General features: G+C 70.0%; 18 protein-coding genes and 1 pseudogene. 8 read left to right on the top strand and 11 right to left on the bottom strand.

Annotated elements, in window-relative coordinates; all coding sequences use genetic code 11:
* The first annotated feature begins 3 nt into the window (after window positions 1-3).
* The 4 genes from AB0P41_RS24820 to AB0P41_RS24805 all read left to right on the top strand — a co-directional run bounded on the left by AB0P41_RS24820 (window position 4) and on the right by AB0P41_RS24805 (window position 1,825).
* Window positions 4-183 (top strand): hypothetical protein, encoded by a 180-nt coding sequence (locus tag AB0P41_RS24820; RefSeq protein WP_356713786.1) that lies wholly within the window; start codon window positions 4-6, stop codon window positions 181-183.
* A gap of 100 nt (window positions 184-283) precedes the next feature.
* Complete coding sequence (locus AB0P41_RS24815; RefSeq protein ID WP_356713785.1) at window positions 284-718, top strand: BlaI/MecI/CopY family transcriptional regulator; 435 nt, start codon at window positions 284-286, stop codon at window positions 716-718.
* A 129-nt stretch (window positions 719-847) separates the two neighbouring features.
* Window positions 848-1,345: an amino-acid N-acetyltransferase gene (locus AB0P41_RS24810; RefSeq protein WP_104791746.1), complete on the top strand. Its 498-nt coding sequence runs from the start codon at window positions 848-850 to the stop codon at window positions 1,343-1,345.
* A 144-nt stretch (window positions 1,346-1,489) separates the two neighbouring features.
* Window positions 1,490-1,825, top strand: a complete 336-nt coding sequence (locus AB0P41_RS24805) for an Lsr2 family protein (protein ID WP_073750230.1) — start codon at window positions 1,490-1,492, stop codon at window positions 1,823-1,825.
* Here the strand turns inward: AB0P41_RS24805 and AB0P41_RS24800 are convergent.
* On the bottom strand, window positions 1,804-2,388 hold the full coding sequence (locus tag AB0P41_RS24800) for an SCO3374 family protein (RefSeq protein ID WP_365934241.1): 585 nt from the start codon (window positions 2,386-2,388) through the stop codon (window positions 1,804-1,806). The two genes, AB0P41_RS24805 and AB0P41_RS24800, sit on opposite strands and share 22 nt — an antisense overlap.
* A 440-nt stretch (window positions 2,389-2,828) precedes the next feature.
* On the opposite strand from AB0P41_RS24800, the gene AB0P41_RS24795 reads away from it, so the two are divergent.
* Window positions 2,829-5,354: an ATP-dependent Clp protease ATP-binding subunit gene (locus AB0P41_RS24795; RefSeq protein WP_356713783.1), complete on the top strand. Its 2,526-nt coding sequence runs from the start codon at window positions 2,829-2,831 to the stop codon at window positions 5,352-5,354.
* Between the two features lie 71 nt (window positions 5,355-5,425).
* Here AB0P41_RS24795 and AB0P41_RS24790 read toward each other — a convergent pair whose 3' ends face one another.
* The 3 genes and pseudogenes from AB0P41_RS24790 to AB0P41_RS24780 all read right to left on the bottom strand — a co-directional run bounded on the left by AB0P41_RS24790 (window position 5,426) and on the right by AB0P41_RS24780 (window position 9,010).
* Window positions 5,426-8,284, bottom strand: coding sequence for an NACHT domain-containing protein (locus AB0P41_RS24790; protein WP_365934240.1), 2,859 nt, complete (start codon window positions 8,282-8,284; stop codon window positions 5,426-5,428).
* A 175-nt stretch (window positions 8,285-8,459) separates the two neighbouring features.
* Window positions 8,460-8,552 (bottom strand): annotated as a pseudogene (locus AB0P41_RS24785) (hypothetical protein); the annotation flags it as partial.
* A 98-nt stretch (window positions 8,553-8,650) separates the two neighbouring features.
* Entirely contained in the window at window positions 8,651-9,010 is a 360-nt protein-coding gene (locus AB0P41_RS24780) for a trypco2 family protein (RefSeq protein ID WP_356713781.1), read from the bottom strand.
* A 451-nt stretch (window positions 9,011-9,461) separates the two neighbouring features.
* On the opposite strand from AB0P41_RS24780, the gene AB0P41_RS24775 reads away from it, so the two are divergent.
* Window positions 9,462-10,184: a M23 family metallopeptidase gene (locus AB0P41_RS24775; RefSeq protein WP_356713780.1), complete on the top strand. Its 723-nt coding sequence runs from the start codon at window positions 9,462-9,464 to the stop codon at window positions 10,182-10,184.
* 19 nt (window positions 10,185-10,203) lie between these two features.
* On the opposite strand, the gene AB0P41_RS24770 is transcribed toward AB0P41_RS24775, so the two are convergent.
* The gene (locus AB0P41_RS24770; RefSeq protein WP_356713779.1) at window positions 10,204-10,788 is read right to left on the bottom strand and encodes a helix-turn-helix domain-containing protein; all 585 of its coding nucleotides are present in this window, start codon (window positions 10,786-10,788) and stop codon (window positions 10,204-10,206) included.
* A 136-nt stretch (window positions 10,789-10,924) separates the two neighbouring features.
* Between AB0P41_RS24770 and AB0P41_RS24765 the strand changes: the two genes are divergently transcribed.
* The gene (locus AB0P41_RS24765) at window positions 10,925-12,517 is read left to right on the top strand and encodes an MDR family MFS transporter (protein WP_356713778.1); all 1,593 of its coding nucleotides are present in this window, start codon (window positions 10,925-10,927) and stop codon (window positions 12,515-12,517) included.
* A gap of 65 nt (window positions 12,518-12,582) precedes the next feature.
* On the opposite strand, the gene cseC is transcribed toward AB0P41_RS24765, so the two are convergent.
* The 5 genes from cseC to AB0P41_RS24740 form a co-directional block, all read right to left on the bottom strand.
* Window positions 12,583-13,905, bottom strand: coding sequence for a two-component system sensor histidine kinase CseC (gene cseC, locus AB0P41_RS24760; protein ID WP_365934237.1), 1,323 nt, complete (start codon window positions 13,903-13,905; stop codon window positions 12,583-12,585).
* Complete coding sequence (cseB, locus tag AB0P41_RS24755) at window positions 13,902-14,612, bottom strand: two-component system response regulator CseB (protein ID WP_365934236.1); 711 nt, start codon at window positions 14,610-14,612, stop codon at window positions 13,902-13,904. Before cseB ends, cseC begins: the two co-directional genes overlap by 4 nt.
* A 12-nt stretch (window positions 14,613-14,624) precedes the next feature.
* The gene (locus tag AB0P41_RS24750) at window positions 14,625-15,239 is read right to left on the bottom strand and encodes a hypothetical protein (protein WP_356713775.1); all 615 of its coding nucleotides are present in this window, start codon (window positions 15,237-15,239) and stop codon (window positions 14,625-14,627) included.
* A gap of 74 nt (window positions 15,240-15,313) precedes the next feature.
* On the bottom strand, window positions 15,314-15,898 hold the full coding sequence (locus tag AB0P41_RS24745) for a SigE family RNA polymerase sigma factor (protein ID WP_356713774.1): 585 nt from the start codon (window positions 15,896-15,898) through the stop codon (window positions 15,314-15,316).
* Between the two features lie 182 nt (window positions 15,899-16,080).
* Complete coding sequence (locus tag AB0P41_RS24740; RefSeq protein ID WP_356713773.1) at window positions 16,081-16,983, bottom strand: A/G-specific adenine glycosylase; 903 nt, start codon at window positions 16,981-16,983, stop codon at window positions 16,081-16,083.
* Window positions 16,984-17,244: 261 nt separating this feature from the next.
* Between AB0P41_RS24740 and AB0P41_RS24735 the strand changes: the two genes are divergently transcribed.
* Complete coding sequence (locus AB0P41_RS24735; RefSeq protein WP_365934382.1) at window positions 17,245-18,072, top strand: hypothetical protein; 828 nt, start codon at window positions 17,245-17,247, stop codon at window positions 18,070-18,072.
* A 90-nt stretch (window positions 18,073-18,162) separates the two neighbouring features.
* On the opposite strand, the gene disA is transcribed toward AB0P41_RS24735, so the two are convergent.
* Window positions 18,163-19,287: a DNA integrity scanning diadenylate cyclase DisA gene (gene disA, locus AB0P41_RS24730; protein ID WP_356713772.1), complete on the bottom strand. Its 1,125-nt coding sequence runs from the start codon at window positions 19,285-19,287 to the stop codon at window positions 18,163-18,165.
* Window positions 19,288-19,292 lie beyond the last annotated feature (5 nt).

Genomic DNA, 19,292 nt, shown 5'->3' with positions numbered 1-19,292 from the left:
GGCATGGACTACGTATCCGCGCTCGTTCCCCCCGTGGTGATGGCCGTCTTCTTCATCGGCCTCGTCAGGACGATCATCAAGAGCCAGGGCGGCCCGAACAAGGCCAAGGAGGACGCCGCGGTGGACGCGGCGCTCGCCCGCGCCGAAACGGCCCGGCAGGCTCCGAGGCCCGGCGGCGCCTGACCCGGGCCCGAGCATGAGGGCGCACGGCTCCCCGGAGCCGTGCGCCCTTTTTTCGTCCCTGAATTATCCCATTCCAGACATCTAGCACTAAGGTGACGCTGTGCCTCGCCAATTGGGAGAGCTGGAAGACACCGTGATGACACGGGTCTGGCAATGGAACCGCCCGGTCACCGTGCGGGAAGTTCTCGAGGACCTTCAACAGGAACGGTCCATCGCGTACACGACCGTCATGACGGTAATGGACAATCTCCATCAGAAGGGCTGGGTACGCCGGGAAGTGGATGGCCGGGCATATCGATATACGGCCGTCTCCACCCGCGCCGCATACTCGGCCGCACTGATGAACGAAGCATGGTCGCAGAGCGACAACCCCGCGGCCGCACTGGTCGCGTTCTTCGGGATGATGTCCGCGGAGCAGCGCGAAGCTCTCCGCGATGCGATGCGTGTCGTGGCGCCCACCTTCCCCGAACCGGCCGGGAGCGGGCCCGAAGACGGGGCCCCGGCCGATGAGGCGTCGCCGGAGAGCGGGCGATAGCGTCGGGGGATGTCCCCAGAGCAGTCGCAAACCGAGCACCCCCCCGAGGCGCAAACCGGAGATCGTAGCGGACCGGAAACGGGATCTCACGCAGATGTTCATACCGGCCCGTCGGTAAATAGGCCGGCCATCACCGTCCGCCGAGCCAGGACCAGCGATGTGGCGTCCGTCCGCGGACTGCTCGACGGCTACGTCTCCGAAGGCATCCTGCTCGACAAAGCGACGGTGACGCTTTACGAGGACATCCAGGAGTTCTGGGTCGCCGAACGAGACGAGGACGCCCGTGTCATCGGCTGCGGCGCGCTCCATGTGATGTGGGAAGACCTGGCCGAAGTGCGCACTCTCGCCGTCGACCATGCCATCAAGGGCGCCGGAGTGGGGCACCAGGTCCTGGACAAGCTCTTGCAGACCGCGCGCTGGCTCGGTGTCCGGCGGGTTTTCTGTCTCACGTTCGAAGTCGACTTCTTCGCCGCGCACGGCTTCACCGAGATCGGAGAGACGCCGGTCGACGGAGATGTCTACAGCGAGCTGCTGCGTTCCTATGACGAGGGTGTCGCCGAGTTCCTGGGTCTCGAACGAGTGAAGCCGAACACCTTGGGCAACAGTCGCATGCTTCTGCACCTGTGAACGGCGGAAGACGCCGGAACCCTATGTCCGAATCGCGCATGTTTCCCGCGCTCTTGCGCTCCTGAACCTCTCCCAAGGGTTTGTGTTTTCCGGAGAAAAGCGGTTTCCTTTCCGCGTACTGCATTTTCGATGAAAGGAAATCCGGTGGCACAGAAGGTTCAGGTCCTTCTTGTTGATGACCTCGACGGTGGCGAGGCGGACGAGACCGTGACGTTCGCTCTGGATGGCAAGACGTACGAGATCGACCTCACCACGACCAACGCGGACAAGCTCCGTGGTCTTCTTGAGCCGTACACCAAGAGCGGGCGCCGCACCGGCGGCCGTGCCGCGACCGGCCGTGGCAAGGGCCGCGCCGTTACCGGTGGCAACAAGGATACGGCCGAGATCCGTAGGTGGGCGCGCGAGAACGGCCACAACGTGAATGACCGCGGCCGCGTTCCCGCCGAGATCCGTGAGGCTTACGAGAAGGCGAACGGCTGACCGGTCGGCCGATGGGTCCGCAGGTGAGTCCGGGCATGAGCGAGTCTGGCCCGGTGGCACTCCGTCGCCGCCGCGTCCACGAGTCGTACGAGATCGGGAGCATCCCCACCGCTGCTCCCGAGGCCGCCGAGGGCCGGGAGTGAGCGTTCCACCTCCTGGCGCGATCCGGGGGGCCGCAGCCAGACCGCGGTCCCCGGCGAGCCCACCGCCCCGCCGGGCTGCACCGGGGCCGTGATGTGCCCGCCCGCGCCGACGGCGGACAGGTCGAGGGCGATCCCGCCCCACTCCAGCCAGTCCAGCAGGCCCGGCAGCTCGTCGGCGCTGCCCGCGGCCACCAGCAGCCGCATCCGCTGCCCCGTCAGCGCCACCGGGCCCGTGCGCCCGACCCGGCGCAGCACCGCGTGCCCCGCCGAGGCGGGCAGTTCCAGGACGTCGAAGTGCAGACCCGTCAGCAGCCTGACCGGCCGTGTGCCCGTCGTGGCCCAGCCGAGTTCACGGGCGTACCACTGAGCGCGGGCGCCGGATTCCGGCGACGAGCGGGGGGGCGGGACGAGGAAAGCCATGTCAGATGAACCGCCTAACCGCCCCCGGAGTTACGCGCTGTCCTTGATCGACTGCCCTACGTGTGCGCCGAGGGGGCGTGTCGAAGCTCCCGGCGGCGCGAAGTTGTTCGCCCGTAGCGGAGGAAACGGGGGTGCGCCGCATGGACTGTCGGTGGGTGCGGGTAAGACATCCCTAGTGGGAAGGGGCGACACGCGGGCAAAAACGTCTCACGTTCGCCATCGGCGTACTGGCGAAAGGGCTATCTGCCTGGCCTGCGGGAACATCGTCTCGCACCATCGGGTTGGAGCAGTTGTCGGCGTTCGGGGCGGGGGATCCGCCAGGTAGCAAGGCCGGGTGTCGGCAGTTGAAATGAGCGGTCCCCGCTTGCGGGACTAAGCTGCGGAAGGACAGGGAGGGGACCGACCCCTTACTGCCTGACCGCTCTGAGGAGCGATTAACGATGTTCGAGAGGTTCACCGACCGCGCGCGGCGGGTTGTCGTCCTGGCTCAGGAAGAAGCCCGGATGCTCAACCACAACTACATCGGCACCGAGCACATCCTCCTGGGCCTGATCCACGAGGGTGAGGGTGTCGCCGCTAAGGCCCTGGAGAGCCTCGGGATTTCGCTCGAGGCGGTCCGCCAGCAGGTGGAGGAGATCATCGGTCAGGGCCAGCAGGCCCCGTCCGGGCACATCCCCTTCACTCCCCGGGCCAAGAAGGTCCTGGAGCTGTCGCTCCGTGAGGCCCTTCAGCTCGGCCACAACTACATCGGTACCGAGCACATCCTGCTCGGCCTGATCCGCGAGGGCGAGGGCGTCGCAGCCCAGGTCCTCGTGAAGCTGGGCGCCGACCTGAACCGGGTGCGGCAGCAGGTCATCCAGCTGCTCTCCGGGTATTCGGGAGGCAAGGAGGCGGCCACCGCGGGCGGCCCCGCGGAGGGCACACCCTCCACGTCCCTGGTGCTCGACCAGTTCGGCCGGAATCTCACCCAGGCCGCTCGTGAGTCCAAGCTCGACCCGGTCATCGGGCGCGAGAAGGAGATCGAGCGGGTCATGCAGGTGCTGTCCCGCCGTACGAAGAACAACCCGGTTCTCATCGGCGAGCCCGGCGTCGGCAAGACGGCGGTCGTCGAGGGCCTGGCTCAGGCCATCGTCAAGGGCGAGGTGCCCGAGACCCTCAAGGACAAGCACCTCTACACCCTCGACCTCGGTGCGCTCGTCGCGGGTTCCCGCTACCGCGGTGACTTCGAGGAGCGCCTGAAGAAGGTCCTCAAGGAGATCCGCACCCGCGGCGACATCATCCTGTTCATCGACGAGCTCCACACCCTGGTGGGTGCGGGCGCCGCCGAGGGCGCGATCGACGCGGCGAGCATCCTCAAGCCCATGCTGGCGCGAGGCGAGCTCCAGACCATCGGTGCCACGACGCTCGACGAGTACCGCAAGCACCTGGAGAAGGACGCCGCGCTCGAGCGCCGCTTCCAGCCCATCCAGGTCGCGGAGCCGACGCTGCCGCACACCATCGAGATCCTCAAGGGTCTGCGCGACCGTTACGAGGCCCACCACAGGGTCTCCATCACGGACGAGGCGCTGGTCCAGGCCGCGACCCTGGCCGACCGGTACGTCTCCGACCGCTTCCTGCCGGACAAGGCGATCGACCTGATCGACGAGGCCGGGTCCAGGATGCGCATCCGCCGGATGACCGCGCCGCCGGACCTCCGCGAGTTCGACGAGAAGATCGCGGGTGTCCGCCGCGACAAGGAGTCGGCGATCGACTCCCAGGACTTCGAGAAGGCGGCGTCTCTCCGTGACAAGGAGAAGCAGCTGCTGGCGGCGAAGGCCAAGCGGGAGAAGGAGTGGAAGGCCGGCGACATGGACGTCGTCGCCGAGGTCGACGGCGAGCTGATCGCCGAAGTCCTGGCAGCCTCCACCGGCATTCCGGTCTTCAAGATGACCGAGGAGGAGTCCTCGCGCCTGCTGCGCATGGAGGACGAGCTCCACAAGCGCGTCATCGGCCAGAAGGACGCCATCAAGGCCCTCTCGCAGGCGATCCGCCGTACGCGAGCAGGCCTGAAGGACCCGAAGCGCCCGGGTGGCTCGTTCATCTTCGCCGGCCCGTCCGGTGTCGGTAAGACGGAGCTCTCCAAGACGCTCGCGGAATTCCTCTTCGGCGACGAGGACGCGCTGATCGCCCTCGACATGTCGGAGTTCAGCGAGAAGCACACGGTTTCCCGCCTCTTCGGTTCGCCCCCCGGTTACGTGGGCTACGAGGAGGGTGGCCAGCTCACCGAGAAGGTGCGCCGCAAGCCGTTCTCCGTCGTCCTCTTCGACGAGGTCGAGAAGGCCCACCCCGATATCTTCAATTCCCTGCTCCAGATTCTGGAGGACGGTCGCCTGACCGACTCCCAGGGCCGGGTCGTGGACTTCAAGAACACGGTCATCATCATGACGACCAACCTCGGGACCAGGGACATCTCCAAGGGCTTCAACCTGGGCTTCGCCGCCCAGGGTGATGTGAAGACGAACTACGAGCGGATGAAGAACAAGGTCAACGAAGAGCTCAAGCAGCACTTCCGGCCCGAGTTCCTCAACCGTGTCGACGACACGGTCGTCTTCCACCAGCTCACCGAGGAGGACATCATCCAGATCGTCGACCTCATGGTCGCCAAGGTGGATGAGCGTCTGAAGGACCGCGACATGGGCATCGAGCTCAGTGCCGAGGCCAAGTCGCTCCTCGCGAAGAAGGGCTACGACCCCGTGATGGGCGCCCGGCCGCTGCGCCGGACGATCCAGCGCGAGATCGAGGACATCCTCTCCGAGAAGATCCTCTTCGGCGAGCTGCGTCCCGGTCACATCGTGGTCGTGGGCACCGAGGGCGAAGGGGACGAGAAGAAGTTCTCGTTCCGCGGTGAGGAGAAGTCGGCTCTGCCCGACGTCCCGCCGATCGAGCAGGCAGCGGGCGGCGGCCCGAACCTGACGAAGGAGGCGTAGGGCGCGTAGCGCCTGAGCGTCGACAAGGGGCTGCCCCGGACCGGTTTCGGTCCGGGGCAGCCCCTTTCCGTTCAGTACGTCTCGATGTCCAGCCGGCTGCCCAGTTCCTCCGCTCCGACGAGCGAGGGCTTATGAGCTCCGGCGACCGCGACATGTAGTCCGGGCCAGTCGTGCAGCGGGGTCAGGTCCAGGGGCGCGCCCTGTGCGGAGCTGCTGAGGGTGAGACGGGTGACCGCTGGGAAGATTTCGCGCAGACATCCCACGTCCTCCCCGGAGGGCGGCGCCTGAACGGTCAGGGTCTCGATGGTGGGAACGGCCTGGACGGTGCCCGGCAGGTCCGCCCAGGGGAACGCGGTGAGCCCGAGCCCTGTGATCCTGGGGTGGGCGCGGAGCTGGGCGAGCGCCTGGTCGAGCACGCGCGGTGCGGAGACCGTCAGGTCGGTGAGTAACGGCCAGTCGTCGAGGCTGTCGAGGGCGAGCGGTAGCAGGCTCTTCACCGCGAGCCTGCTGACCGAGGCGCAGGCGGGAATCCGGCTCAGCCTGTCCACGCTGCTGGTGAGTCTCAGCGAGGCCAGCTTGGAGACTCGGGCCAGAGGTGTGAGCCGTTCGGCCGGCAGCAGCGGAACGTTCAGGATCAAGACCTTGAGGGTCGTCAGTTCCGCGAGTGCGTCGAGGTCCTGAAGCGCGGGGCACCGGGCGAGGGACAGGGACATCAGTGACGCCGCGGAGCTGGTCAGCCAGGTCAGACCCTTGGCGTACGCGTTGCTGTGGACCATGACGAGCCCCAGCTGCTTCTCCTCCAGTGCCTCACGCAACTGCGCGTCGGTCGCGTCCGCGCTCAGCGCGAGGAAGTCCACGGACGGCAGGTGACGCAGTGCCCTCAACGCGTCCCTGTCCCGCACCGGAACCACTGAACTCCGCAGATCACAGAGGGCCAGTACCTCGCGGGCGTATTCGTCGGCGGAGTAGTGGCTCCACGTGCGCGTGAAACGCCCGCCGAGACCAGGGTGCAGGCGAGCCCAGTCACGGGCGTACGGAAGCGCGTCGCTTCCGCCGATCTCGCCGATCAGGTCCACCACCAGCGCCGTGGTCGGGTCGTCGGTGGACACACTCCGCGGTGCGGGGAGAAACGTGAGCGCGACCGCCCCGAGCCGCGCGAGCGCGGTCACCTGCTTGCGGTCGGCCGGGGGGAACAGGGCCGCCGTGCTCCGCCGGACCCGCTCGCGTACGGTCCTGTCCAGCCAGGTGGCGTGCTGCTCGCACAGTGCTGCCAGTACGTGGATGTCCGTACGCGCCTGTGAGCCCTCGTCGCGGGTCAGTCCAGCCTCCAGCAGCCCCTCGACCAGCAGGGGAAGCTCCCTGCGCCCGCAGTGCCCGGCTGCCAGCAGGATCACGTCCTGCCACTGCTCCTCGCCGGCGTGCCCGAGGAGCTCCTTGAGGTGGTCGTCCTCGACGAGTTCCTTGGCGGCGAGGAAGTCCTGGAAGGTGCGGTGCGCGAACTGGTAGGTGTCGTCGGTGTGCTCCTGGAGGAGGCCGCTGCGGTTGAGGAGATGGGTGAGGACCCTGTCCGCCGGGCCCTGTGCGCTCACCCGGTCCATTCCGGGCAGGGCCCGGTCCAGCTGCTTCAGCGCCTGTTCCCGGGTGAACTCGGACTGGCCCTCGCGCACCAGCCACACGGCGATGCGCTGGAGGAGCTGGGTGTGCTCCTCGACGTCCATGTCGATGCCCTCGGGGCCGTCGATGCGGCGGCGGCGGTCGCGGTGGCCCAGCAGCATTTCGAGCGCGGAGCGGTACAGCTTCCACCGGGTCTCCGGCAGAAGGCCCTCGCGGCGCCGGTGCAGGGCGCAGATCACCGCGCACAGCAGCGGGGTCCGGGCCAGGTCCCTCAGGGTGGCGTTCTGTGTGAACTGGCGGGAGAGGCCGCGTTCCAGCTCTCCCAGTCCCACCTGGTCCTCCTCCTCCGCGACCAGCCGCGCAGCCCGGTGCCAGGACGTCACGAACGACTGGATGTCCTCGTTCCGCATCGGCAGCAGTCGCAGTTCCTCGAAACCCTCTGATCCGAGCCAGTCCGGTTCGACGGCCAGCGGGCGGACGGTGGCGACGCAGCGGGTTTCCGGGTAGCGCCGCAGAAGCTGCGACAGCCAGGCGTGGGCCTCCTCCCGTTCCTCCGGCGGTACCTCGTCCAGACCGTCCACCAGCAGGAGCGCCCGGCCCGCCTCCAGCACCCGGCCTGCCCAGCCGTCGGGGGCCGAGTCGACCACCAGGCCGGCCGCGCCGGGCAGCCGGAAGGGGCCGGGAAAGGTGCTGCCCCGGGCGCGGAGTGTCCGCAGCGGGACGACGAAGGGGACCATGCCGTTGAGCGGCTCCAGGGCATCGCTCAGGGTGCGGGCCGACGCATGGGCGGCCAGCCACCACAGGAGAGTCGTCTTCCCGGCACCCGCGTCGCCCCGGAGCAGCACCCGGTGCCGGTCGGCGAGGAGCGCGTCGACGCGCTGGGGCCCGGGGGCGGGATTCGCCTGGGACTGCGCCTCCAGGCTCAGATAGGCCGTGTCCAGGTCCCACTCCGAGTCGTGCCGGTCCAGCTCGTCCAGGCCGAAGATCTTCGTACGCCGGTAGGCGGCGCCGACGGCGGCCGCGTACTCCTCCTCGTACCGGAGGTCCCGCGGGAAGTGCCCGTGTACCTTCTCGTGGCGGAGCCGGGGGCCGCTCTGTTCGTAGACCAGCCGGAACGGCTTCGCGGTGAGTACGGCGCCCAGCGGTACGCATTCGACCCGCCTGCTGCCCCGCTGCCGGGGGACCTGGCGGGCGATACCGAGCAGGACGTCCCCGGCGAAGACGGGCCCGCCGGAGAGCCCCGCGAGCACGGAGAGCTCCTGGTCGGACGGGCTGACCGGTGGCCCGTCCAGGTCGCAGACAAGCAGGTCGCGCATCCGGCCCGCCATGGGCAGGACCGTCGCCGTGTACTGGTCCGCCTCCGCGTGTTTCTCGGCGCCGTACCGCTGGATGCGGGGAAATCCAGTCGGCCATCGCCTGCCGGGTGTCCACCAGGCCGAGCCGGGCCGGGCCCACCGCAAGGACCGGGCTCGCGGTCTGGAGCAGGGCGACGTCGAGGTCGTGGTCGATCCAGGCGACCGTCGCCGGCACCGGGCCGGCGACGTCCGGGTGCGCGAGGTGGCACCTGTTGCCGCTCTTGACCACATGGGCGCAGGTGAGCACCAGCCGATCGGTGAGCAGCACCCCGCTGCCCTGGAGGGCGCCGGAGACGACGACCGTGCGGTCTGCCGGCTGAAGCGCCCTCACGGCCGTGCCGTGCCGCTGCCACCGAAGTGCGCGGTGCTCCCCGACTCGTCGTCCCCGATCTCCCACGCCTCGCCGGAAGCGGCGTTGTGCGGGGTCAGAGTGAAGCCGACCTTGTGGGTGCGGCCGGTCGAGCGGGAGGTGTCGGCGCCCGCCTCGACGACCCAGGCCTTCACCTTGCCGCCTGCCTTGTGCTCCCTGCGGAGTTCGAGCGTGAACTCCATCTGGATGTCGCCGACGGAGAAGGCGAGGGGCCTGCCGGTGGCGCGGGCCGCCGCGTCGACGAGCTGGTTGCGGATCGACTCGACGGCGTCGGCGAGTTCGATGCCGTCGAGGTCATGGGTGGTGTCGTCGTCCATCTGTCCCCCGGAGTGCTGGGCGTGTGCCCGGACAGCGTAGCCAGGGTGGGGGCCGAAGGTCCCGAAACGGGCAGGCTTCCGGCCCACCGGCGGTGACAAGGCGCACAGGCCCCCGGAGGCCTACTAGGCGGGTTCGGAGAACCCGGGGTGGCCGGCCTTGGGACCTTCGGCCCGCCGCCAGGGAGTCCTTCGGCGTTTGGGTGAATATGACCGTATTGCCGGTACGTGTCCTGTAAGGGCGCCTTTGGAACTGGGGTTAAACCTGCTTCGCGGAAAAGATACCGAAGATCGTCCACTGTCTCCGAGGCGGTCGCCGCGATGAATTCCCGCCCCCTCGGCTACGGCTTTTGATCGTAGATGGGGTGTTTGAGTGTTCTGGGGGGCGCGGGTTACCAAGGTGGAGCAAGCCCGGTCGAGCACCGGGTCCAGTCACCCCGGAGGTTCTCCCCGCATGTCGAAGCGCGTTACGTTCCAGCACTCCCGCCGCCCGTCCATGCCTCGCGTCAGTGGCGCCGTCGTGGCCGCCGGCCTGGGTGCGTCGATGGTGTTCGGCGCGGGCGCGGCGTTCGCGTCCGGCACGACGGGCACCGCGGACACCGCGGCCCTCGCCGGCGCGGCCACTGCCGACTCCGTCGCCCAGCAGGCGACCGCCCAGAGCAAGGCCGCCGCCAAGGCGAAGGCCGACAAGGCCGGGAAGGCCGACGCCGAGAAGAAGGCGGCCGCCAAGAAGAAGGCCGCGGCCAAGAAGAAGGCCGCCTCGTGGGAGACCCCGGTCGACCACTACGTGCTGAGCGCCACCTACGGCACCGGCGGCGACCGCTGGGCCAGCAAGCACTCCGGCCAGGACTTCGCGGTGCCGATCGGCACCAAGGTCGAGGCCGCGCACACCGGCCGGGTCGTCAAGGCCGGCCCGAACGGCGGCGGCGACGGTCCCGCGTACGGCAACGCCATCGTGATCAAGCACGCCAACGGCAAGTACTCGCAGTACGCGCACCTGTCGAAGATCGAGGTCAACGTCGGCGACCGCGTGACGACGGGCGACGAGATCGCCAGGTCCGGCAACACCGGCAACTCCAGCGGTCCGCACCTGCACTTCGAGATCCGGACCTCGCCGAACTACGGTTCCGCGCTCGACCCGGTCTCGTACCTGAAGTCCGTGCACGTCAAGGTCTGACGCGCACACCCCGTAGCCGCTAGGCGGCGGGCCCCGGGTCATGGGCCTTGGTCACCAGCTCGAAGGCGACCTCGAGAGCAGCCTCGCGCTTCTCGTCGGGGTCGCCTTCGGCGTCTTTGAGGGCCATCATCCCGGCGTGCATCGCCAAGAGCGCGGTGAAGCAGCGAACCTGGTCGGCGAGCGGGGCTTCGGGATCCTTGATCAGGTCGACCAGGGCCACGACCCGGTGCTTCATGGTGTGGCCGATGCTGAGATCGCGCACCGTCGCCTGGTTCTCCTGCATGAAGACGAAGAGCGGCGCGGCCGCCTTGAGCGCCTCGCTGTAACGGACCAGGATCTCCTTCTTCGTCTCCAGGGTGCGAGGCTGCTCCTGGCCCCAGGCGACGAGCTCCTCGACGGGCCTGTTCAGATCCTCGAAGATGCTGATGAGGATGTCTTCCTTGGTCTTGAAGTGGTAGTACAGCGCCGCCTTGGTGACCTGCAACTGCTCGGCGATCTCGCGGAGCGAGGTCTTCTCGTAACCCTGCTCGGCGAAGAGCTTCAGAGCGACGTCCTGGATGCGCTGGCGGGTGTTACCCCGGCGCGGCTGCGGCGTGCTGCTCATGCGACTCTCCCAAAACTTACTTGACGCCCGGCTAGTTACGGGTCTACTTTTCCTCAGTGTAGCCAACTAGCCGGGCGGCAAGTAAGTGCCGGATCGGCGGCAGACAGCGCATCAGGGGATCAGGGGAGCGGACGGCATGGCAGAGTTCAAGAAGGCGACGGCGGGCGGGAAAGCGGAACCACAACCGCGCAGTGTCCGGGTGGTGGTCCTCGCGCTGATGATCGCGATGCTGCTGGCCATGCTCGACAACCTGATCGTGGGCACCGCGATGCCCACGATCGTCGGCGATCTGGGCGGAATGGAGCATCTGTCCTGGGTGGTCACCGCCTACACCCTGGCCACCGCGGCCTCGACGCCCATCTGGGGCAAGCTCGGCGACATGTACGGGCGCAAGGGCATCTTCCTCACGTCCATCGTGATCTTCCTGATCGGCTCGGTGCTGAGCGGAATGTCCCAGGACATGAGCCAGCTGATCGGCTTCCGGGCCGTCCAGGGTCTCGGAGCGGGCGGCCTCATGGTGGGCGTCATGGCCATCATCGGCGATCTCGTACCGCCCCGGGAGCGCGGCAAGTACCAGGGCATGATGGCCGGCGTGATGGCGGTCGCCATGATCGGCGGACCCCTGGTCGGCGGCACCATCACCGACCACCTGGGCTGGCGCTGGAGCTTCTACATCAACCTGCCGCTCGGCGCCGTCGCGCTGGCCATGGTCACCGCCGTGCTGCACCTGCCCCGCAAGGAGCGGCGGAAGGCGAAGGTCGACTACCTGGGCGCCGCGCTCCTCACCGTGGGCATCACCGCGATCGTGCTGGTCACCACCTGGGGCGGTACGGAGTACGCCTGGAGCTCGGCCGTGATCATGGAACTCGTCGCCCTCGGTGTCGCCTCCCTCGTCGGCTTCCTCTTCGTCGAGACGAAGGCCGCCGAACCGATCGTGCCGCTCCACATCTTCCGCAACCGCAACTTCACCCTCATGTCCGTGGTCGGCTTCATGGCGGGCTTCGTGATGTTCGGCGCGGTGCTCTTCCTGCCGCTGTTCCAGCAGTCGGTGCAGGGGGCGTCCGCGACCAACTCCGGACTGCTGCTCCTGCCCATGCTGCTCGCGATGATGATCGTCTCGCTGGTCGCGGGCCGGATCACCACCAGCACCGGCAAGTACAAGGTCTTCCCGGTCGTCGGCAGCCTCCTGATGGTCGCCGGTCTGTTCCTGCTCGCCGGCATGGACACCGGGACCACGCGCCTGACGTCCGGCATCTACATGGCGGTGCTCGGGGCGGGCATGGGCTTCCTGATGCAGATCACCATGCTCGTCGCCCAGAACAGCGTCGAGCTCAAGGACATGGGCGTCGCCTCGTCCACGACCACCCTGTTCCGCACGCTCGGCAGCTCCTTCGGAGTCGCGATCATGGGCGCCCTGTTCACCGGCCGGGTGCAGGACGAGATGACCGCACGCGGCGGCGGGGGCGCCACCGAGAAGTCCGCACAGCTGGACGCGGCGAGCCTGGCCAAGCTGCCCGACGCGATGCGCGAGGCGTACGAGTACGCGGTGGCATCCGGCACGCACATCGCCTTCCTGGTGGGCGGCTCGGTCGCGATCCTGGCCCTGGTGGCGGCGCTGTTCGTCAAGGAGGTCCCGCTGCGCGGCACGGTGAAGCCGGACGCCCCCTCGGACGGCGACGGGCCCGCGTCCGCCCGGCCCGCGGCGGCCAAGGCGCCGCAGAGCGCCTGAGCCGGACCTGACAGGGGCGGGCCCCCGGGGAGGAACCGTCTCCCCGGGGGCCCGCCCCTGTCCCGTCAGCCCGATTCCGCCTGCCGCAGGATGGGGAAGCTCCCGGTGTTCGTCGGCGCGTGCTCGGGCAGCCACAGCACGGCGACCGCACCCCCGGTGTCCCCGCCCCCGCCGGGCCCCGCGTTGCGGAACGTCAGCCTCGCCCCCAGCACCCGCGCCTGCCCCGCGGCGATGGTCAGCCCCAGGCCGTGCCCGCGCCCCGACCTGTCACTGCTCCCGGTACGGAACCGGCTCGGCCCCTCCCGCAGCAGCGCCTCGGGGAACCCGGGCCCGTGATCGCGGACCCGCACCACCCGGCCCTCGACCGTGACCTCGACCGGGGCCGCCCCGTGCTTGGCGGCGTTCCCCAGCAGATTGCCCAGGATGCGTTCCAGCCGCCGCGGATCCGTGGACACCCAGGACTCGTGCACCACCCGCACCGTGATCTCCGGATCCAGCAGCCGGACCCGCCGGCTGACGAATTCGCCGAGCTGCAGCTCCTGGAGCTCGGCACGCTCCGACGCACCGTCCAGCGTGGCCACCTCCAGGACGTCCTCGACCAGGGTCCGCATCGCCTGCGCCCGGTCCCGTACGAGCTCGGTGGGCCGCCCCGGGGGGAGCAGCTCGGCCGCCGTGAGCAGCCCGGTCACCGGGGTGCGCAGCTCGTGCGCGATGTCGGCGGTCACCCGGCGCTCCGCCTCGATCCGCTCGTTCAGCGCGTCCGTGAGCGCGTCCACCGCCCGCGCCAGCTCGTCGGTCTCGTCCCGCACGACCCCGCCGACGGCCTCCCGCACGCGCACCTCCGTATTGCCCTGGGCGACCTTGCCGGCCGCTGCCGCCGCCTTGCGCAGCCTCCGGGACAGCTGGCCGCCGATCAGGACTCCCAGCGCGGAGCCGCCGAAGACGACGGAGACCGAGCCGATGATCAGGGCCCTGTCCAGGTCGCCCATGATCGTGGCGCTGCGGTCGGCGAAGCGGGTGTGCAGGGACAGGACGTCACCGTTGGCCAGAGGGACGGCCGCCCAGACGTCGGGCACCCCGTCCTCGTACTCGTCGACATGGGTGGCGCGCCGGTTGTCCCGGATCTGGCGGCGCAGGCTCGCCGGCAGCGACGGGTCGTTGATCTTCGCGCCGAACTTCGGCGACGGCTTCTTCGTGTTCGCCGCCTCGTACAGCCGCTGGGCGAACAGCAGCCGCTCCAGCTGCACCTCGCGCGCGTTCTCCAGCATCGAGACACGGGCGGCGTTGTGGACGACGAGGCTCAGCGCCAGCGCGATGAGCGCGCCGACCGCGGCGATCGCGATACTGATCTTCCAGCGGACACCGGTCCGCAGCGCCAGCCGCCTCATGCGCGCAGCTTGTAGCCGAAGCCGCGGACCGTCTCGATCCGGTCCTGCCCGATCTTGGTGCGCAGCCGCTGCACATGGACGTCGACGACGCGGGTGTCCCCGCCCCAGCCGTAGTCCCAGACCCGCTCCAGCAGCCTGTCCCGGGAGAGCACGGTGCCGGGCGACGAGGAGAACTCCAGCAGCAGCCGCATCTCCGTCGGTGTCAGGCCCACGTGTGCGCCCCCCCGGCGTACCTCCATGCCCTCGGTGTCGATCTCCACGTCGCCGAAGACCAGCACTCCGCCCGACTCGTCCTGGCCGCCACCGGCTCCGGCGGGTGTCCCGCCCGTGCCGGCGGCGTGGCCGAAGCGCCGCAGCACGGCGCGGATGCGGGCGACGAGCACCGCCCCGTCGAACGGCTTGGTGACGTAGTCGTCGGCCCCCGCCTCCAGGCCGAGCACCACGTCGATCGCGTCGGCGCGCGCCGACAGCATGATCACGGGAACGGTCGACTCGTCGCGGATGCGCCGGCACAGACTGACCCCGTCGAGGCCCGGCACCATCACGTCGAGCAGCGCGATGTCCGGACGGTCCGCCCGGAAGGCCTCCAGGCCCAGCAGGCCGTCGGGCACCGCGGTGACCGTGAAGCCGACCCGCTCCAGCGCGAGCTGGGTGGCCTCACGGATGACATCGTCGTCCTCGACGAAGAGGACATGGGTATCGGCCATTGCGGGCGGCTCTCAGTTCTGCGCCGTCTGCGGTGCGGGAAGTCCGCCCTCCCCGCTGCCGACGGCCCGGTTGAAATCGTTGTGCACCCGGTCGGTCTCGGTGAACCGGCCCGCGGCCCAGTGGTACGTGATGACGTCCTCGCCCGAGGGGTACGCGACCGAGTCCTTCGACCCGTACACCTGCGTCGTCACGACCAGGTCCCCCCGGTCGATGGTGCTGTACACGGCCGGCACCTCGGCGGCGAAGACGTTCCCGTACGTCCCGTCCTCCCGCCGCTGGTAGACATACGTCCCGACCCCCACCGAGTCACCGCAGGTCATCACGTTGACCACGACATCGCTCTCCGGGCCGCCGGTGAGCGAGCCGTACGAGGTGTCGACCGGGTACTCGTCCCCGGTGCAGGGCTTCAGGTCGTCCTTGAGCTGCCGGCTCACCTTCGGGTCGCCCTTGACGAGCATCACGGCGTTGACCCGCGGGGAGGGCTTCGCCGTCCCGCTGGGCGCCGCCGCGCTCGACGGTGTGGCCCGGGCGACCTGCTGGGTGCTCGCCGGTCCCTCGTCACGCGTGCCCGTGCCGCCGGCCGAACAGCCGGCGCACAACAGCCCGAAGGCGGCGAGCCCGGCCACCGCCGTGCTCCCCGCCGCGAGGCCGCCGCCCCGGAGTCTTCCGCGGCCGGGCCTCCTGCCCTCTCTGCTGCCCGTCAGGCCGCGCACCGCTCCCGCCCCCGCTCGTCGTGACGCCCGTTCCGCTGCGAGGGTATCCGCGCCGGTGTCCCCTCGGCCTCGCGGCTCCGGGCCGCACGGTCCTCCAGCTCCTGGCGCAGACGCGCCAGAGCACGGTGCAGCGTGCTCTTCACCGTGCCGGCGGACATGCCGAGCGCCGCGGCGGTCTCCTCCGTGCTCATCTGCTCCCAGTGTCGCAGCACGACGACGCTGCGCTGTTTCGGAGCCAGCACCCCGAGGACGTCCACGAGCAGGGCGCGGTCGGCCCGCTGCTCGGCACCGTCGTCGACGCTCGCGTCGGGGAGCTGTTCGGTGGGGACCTCGTCGAGCTTGCGGGCCCGCCACCACTCCGTACGCGTGTTGATCATGACGCGGCGCAGATAGGCGTCGGCGAGGGACTTGTCCGCGATGCCGTCCCAGCGGCCGAAGGTGCGGACCAGGGCGGTCTGGAGCAGGTCCTGCGCGTCCACGGGATCGGGGACGAGCCGCCGCGCACTGCGCAGCAGCGCGTCCTGCCGGGTCCGTACGTACTCCTCGAAACCGAGCACCTCGCCCTGCGCCATTACAACCGCCTCCGTCCCCGTGGATCCCCGTGTACCGCTGTCGGCCGGGTGGTCCCGTCCGACGTCCGGTGACGTTACGGAGGCGTTGTCACGAGGGTGTGCGGAGCAGCCGTACGCGGACGCACGGCTGTCCATCGGTTGTGTAACAGCCGCTGGACAGCCCGGTCCGCCGGAGCGCGCGGTCAGGTCAGGGGCAGCCGGTACCGGCCGTTCGCCAGGGGCTCGACCAGGCCGTCGGCGACGAGCCCGTCCAGGGCGCGCGCCCGCTGCACGGGCTCCTCCCACACCGCGTCCAGCGCCGACTGCGGCACCGGTGTGACCGCGTCCCGCAGCACCGCGAGCAGCCGCCCCCTGACCTGCCGGTCCGTGCCGGCGTAGGTCTGGCCGCGGCGCGGCGGACCCTGGTGGGCGGGCTTGCCCGCCAGCCGCCAGGCGCACTGCCCGGCGATCGGGCAGCGCGTGCAGTCCTCGTTCTTCGCGGTGCACACGAGTGCGCCGAGTTCCATCGTGGCCGCCGCCCAGCTCGCGGCGCGCTCGTCCTCCTCCGGGAGCAGTGCACGGGCGAGCTTGCGCTCGGCCGCGGTGGTCGCGTTCGGCGGGTACTGGATGCCGGTGGCGGCCCGGGCGAACACCCTGCGGACATTCGTGTCCAGCACGGCGTGACGCTGCCCGTACGCGAACGAGGCCACGGCCGCGGCCGTGTACTCCCCGATGCCGGGCAGTGCGAGCAGCTGGCCGTGCTCGCTCGGCACGTCGCCGCCGTGGCGTTCCGTTATCGCCTGCGCGGCCCCGTGCAGGCGGAGCGCACGCCGGGGGTAGCCGAGCCGGCCCCAGGCGCGGACGGCTTCACCCGGTGCGTCGGCGGCCAGGTCGGCCGGGCGCGGCCAGCGGGCCATCCACTGCTCGTAGACCGGCAGGACTCGGTTCACCGGGGTCTGCTGCAGCATGAACTCGCTCACCATCACACCCCAGGCACCCGCGTCGGGGCGGCGCCAGGGCAGATCGCGTGCGTGCTGCTCGAACCACCCGATGACGGGGGCATGGAGGGAGGCGGGGGGCGTCTGTGTCGAAGTCGTGGCAGTCATCGCACCCCCGATCCTGGCACGGAAGGCGGGACATCGGGCACGGCTACGGGGGTGTCGGCCCGGTAGAGCGCTCAGGGAGTGATAACGCCACCCGTTCTGACCCTTCGAGCGGGGCGGACGGGGCCGAGCCGGTGCAAAGCGGACGGAAGCGCCCCGGTAACGGCCGCTCCAGGATGATGATCCGGAAAACTTGTCGATCAGAGCGGCGGTTGGGGGCCGGAGTTGGCCTGGATCTCTCGTACAGTTCGGTCCGTGGGTTCTATGCGCAATCCGGTCGGGCCGCTTCCCTCCAGCATCTACTGGCGACGGAGAACAGTAGCGGTGCTGGTGATCGCGCTGCTCGCGGCCCTGGTCGCATGGGCTGTCACCTCGGGTGGCGGCAGCGGCGGCGGGAAGGACGACGGGAAGCCCGGAGGCTCCGGCCCCGCCCCGTCCATCACCCCCGGACCCTCGAGTTCCGGCCCGGTCACCGGCCAACCCCCCGGCGGACGCGACGAGTCGGACGACTCCGGTACGGGCGCGGGCTCCGGGTCGGGCGGCGGGAGCACCGGGACGGGAACGGGCGGCGCCGGAGGATCGGACACCGGCGGGGACACGGGCGCGGGCACTGGATCGGGCGGCTCCGCGTCGGGCGCCGGAACCGCCGGCAGCACGGGTGGTCAGCAGGTACCCGCCGGATCACCGCTCCCCAACTGCACCCCCGCCGTGCTGCAGTTGAGCCTGAAGACGGAGATCAGCTTCGGCCCCGACGACAAGCCGGAGTTCCGGCTGAGCGCCAGGAACACCTCGGCCGCCGACTGCAAGGCCGACTTCGGCCCGAAGAACGCCGTGCTCACGATCACCGAGGCCGGCGAGGACGACGACCAGGTGTGGTCCTCCAAGGACTGTCCGAAGCCCGGCGGCGCCCTCTTCCTGCGGGTCCCGGCGGGAACGACGGTCGTCCACGTGGTGGAGTGGGACCGCAAGGGGAGCGCGCCCTCGTGCGCGACACCGCCCGTCCGGTCCGCGGGCCCGGGGACCTATCTCCTGGAGGCCGAGGTCCCGGGTGAGTCCGTCCAGCGCGCCTCGTTCGTCCTGGCCAAGGACTGACGGCGCGGCCGGTCCCCACCGGGAACGAACGCCGCAGGGCCCCGCCGGAACGTCGTCCGGCGGGGCCCTGCGTGGTTCCGTCGGAAGGTCCTAGACGTACCGCTCCAGGATCGAGGACTCCGCGAGCCGCGAGAGGCCCTCCCGGACGCTCCGCGCCCGTGCCTCGCCGACTCCGTCCACGGCCTGGAGGTCGTCCACGCTCGCGGCGAGGAGCTTCTGCAGGCCGCCGAAGTGCTCCACCAGCCGCTCGATGATCGCCCCGGGGAGCCGCGGCACCTTCGCCAGCAGCCGGAACCCGCGCGGGGAGACAGCCGAGTCCAGCGTCTCCGGCGAGCCGCTGTAGCCCAGTGCCCGTGCCACCACGGGAAGTTCGAGCAGCTCGGTGTGGGTCAGCGTGTCCAGCTCGGCCAGCGCCTCCGGGACCGTACGGGAGCGCTTCGCGGTGGGCTCGGGCACGTAGTCGCGGACGACCAGCTCGCGCTCCGGCTCCACGCCCGCGATCAACTCGTCCAGCTGGAGGGCCAGGAGGCGGCCGTCGGTGCCCAGCTCCACGACGTATTCGGCGATTTCGGTAGCGATGCGGCGTACCATCTCCAGCCGCTGCGAGACGGCCGTCACGTCCCGGACCGTGACCAGGTCCTCGATCTCCAGCGCGGAGAGCGTCCCGGCGACCTCGTCCAGCCTGAGCTTGTACCGCTCCAGGGTGGCGAGCGCCTGGTTGGCGCGGGACAGGATCGCGGAGGACTCCTCCAGGACCCGCCGTTCCCCGTCCACGTACAGCGCGATCAGGCGCATCGACTGGGAGACCGACACCACGGGGAAGCCGCAGGCCTTGGAGACCCGGTCCGCAGTGCGGTGGCGGGTGCCCGTCTCCTCTGTGGGGATGGAGGCGTCCGGGACCAGCTGCACACCGGCCCGCAGGATCTTCGTCATGTCCTTGTCGAGGATCATCGCGCCGTCCAGCTTGCACAGTTCACGCAGGCGCGTCGCGGCGAAATCCACGTCGAGCACGAAACCGCCGGTGCACATGGATTCGACGGTCTTGTCCATACCGAGGACGATCAGGCCGCCGGTGTTGCCGCGGAGGATGCGCTCCAGACCGTCGCGGAGGGCCGTTCCGGGCGCGACCGCGCTCAACGAGGCGCGCATCAGCGCCTCGTTCCCCGTGCCTTGGCCGGACTTTCCGGGCGATGCTGCCCGGTCGTTGGCTGCCACTGCAC

Source organism: Streptomyces sp. NPDC079167 (assembly GCF_040686735.1).
Lineage (GTDB): Bacteria > Actinomycetota > Actinomycetes > Streptomycetales > Streptomycetaceae > Streptomyces.
This window is presented reverse-complemented; position numbering and strand designations above follow the sequence as displayed.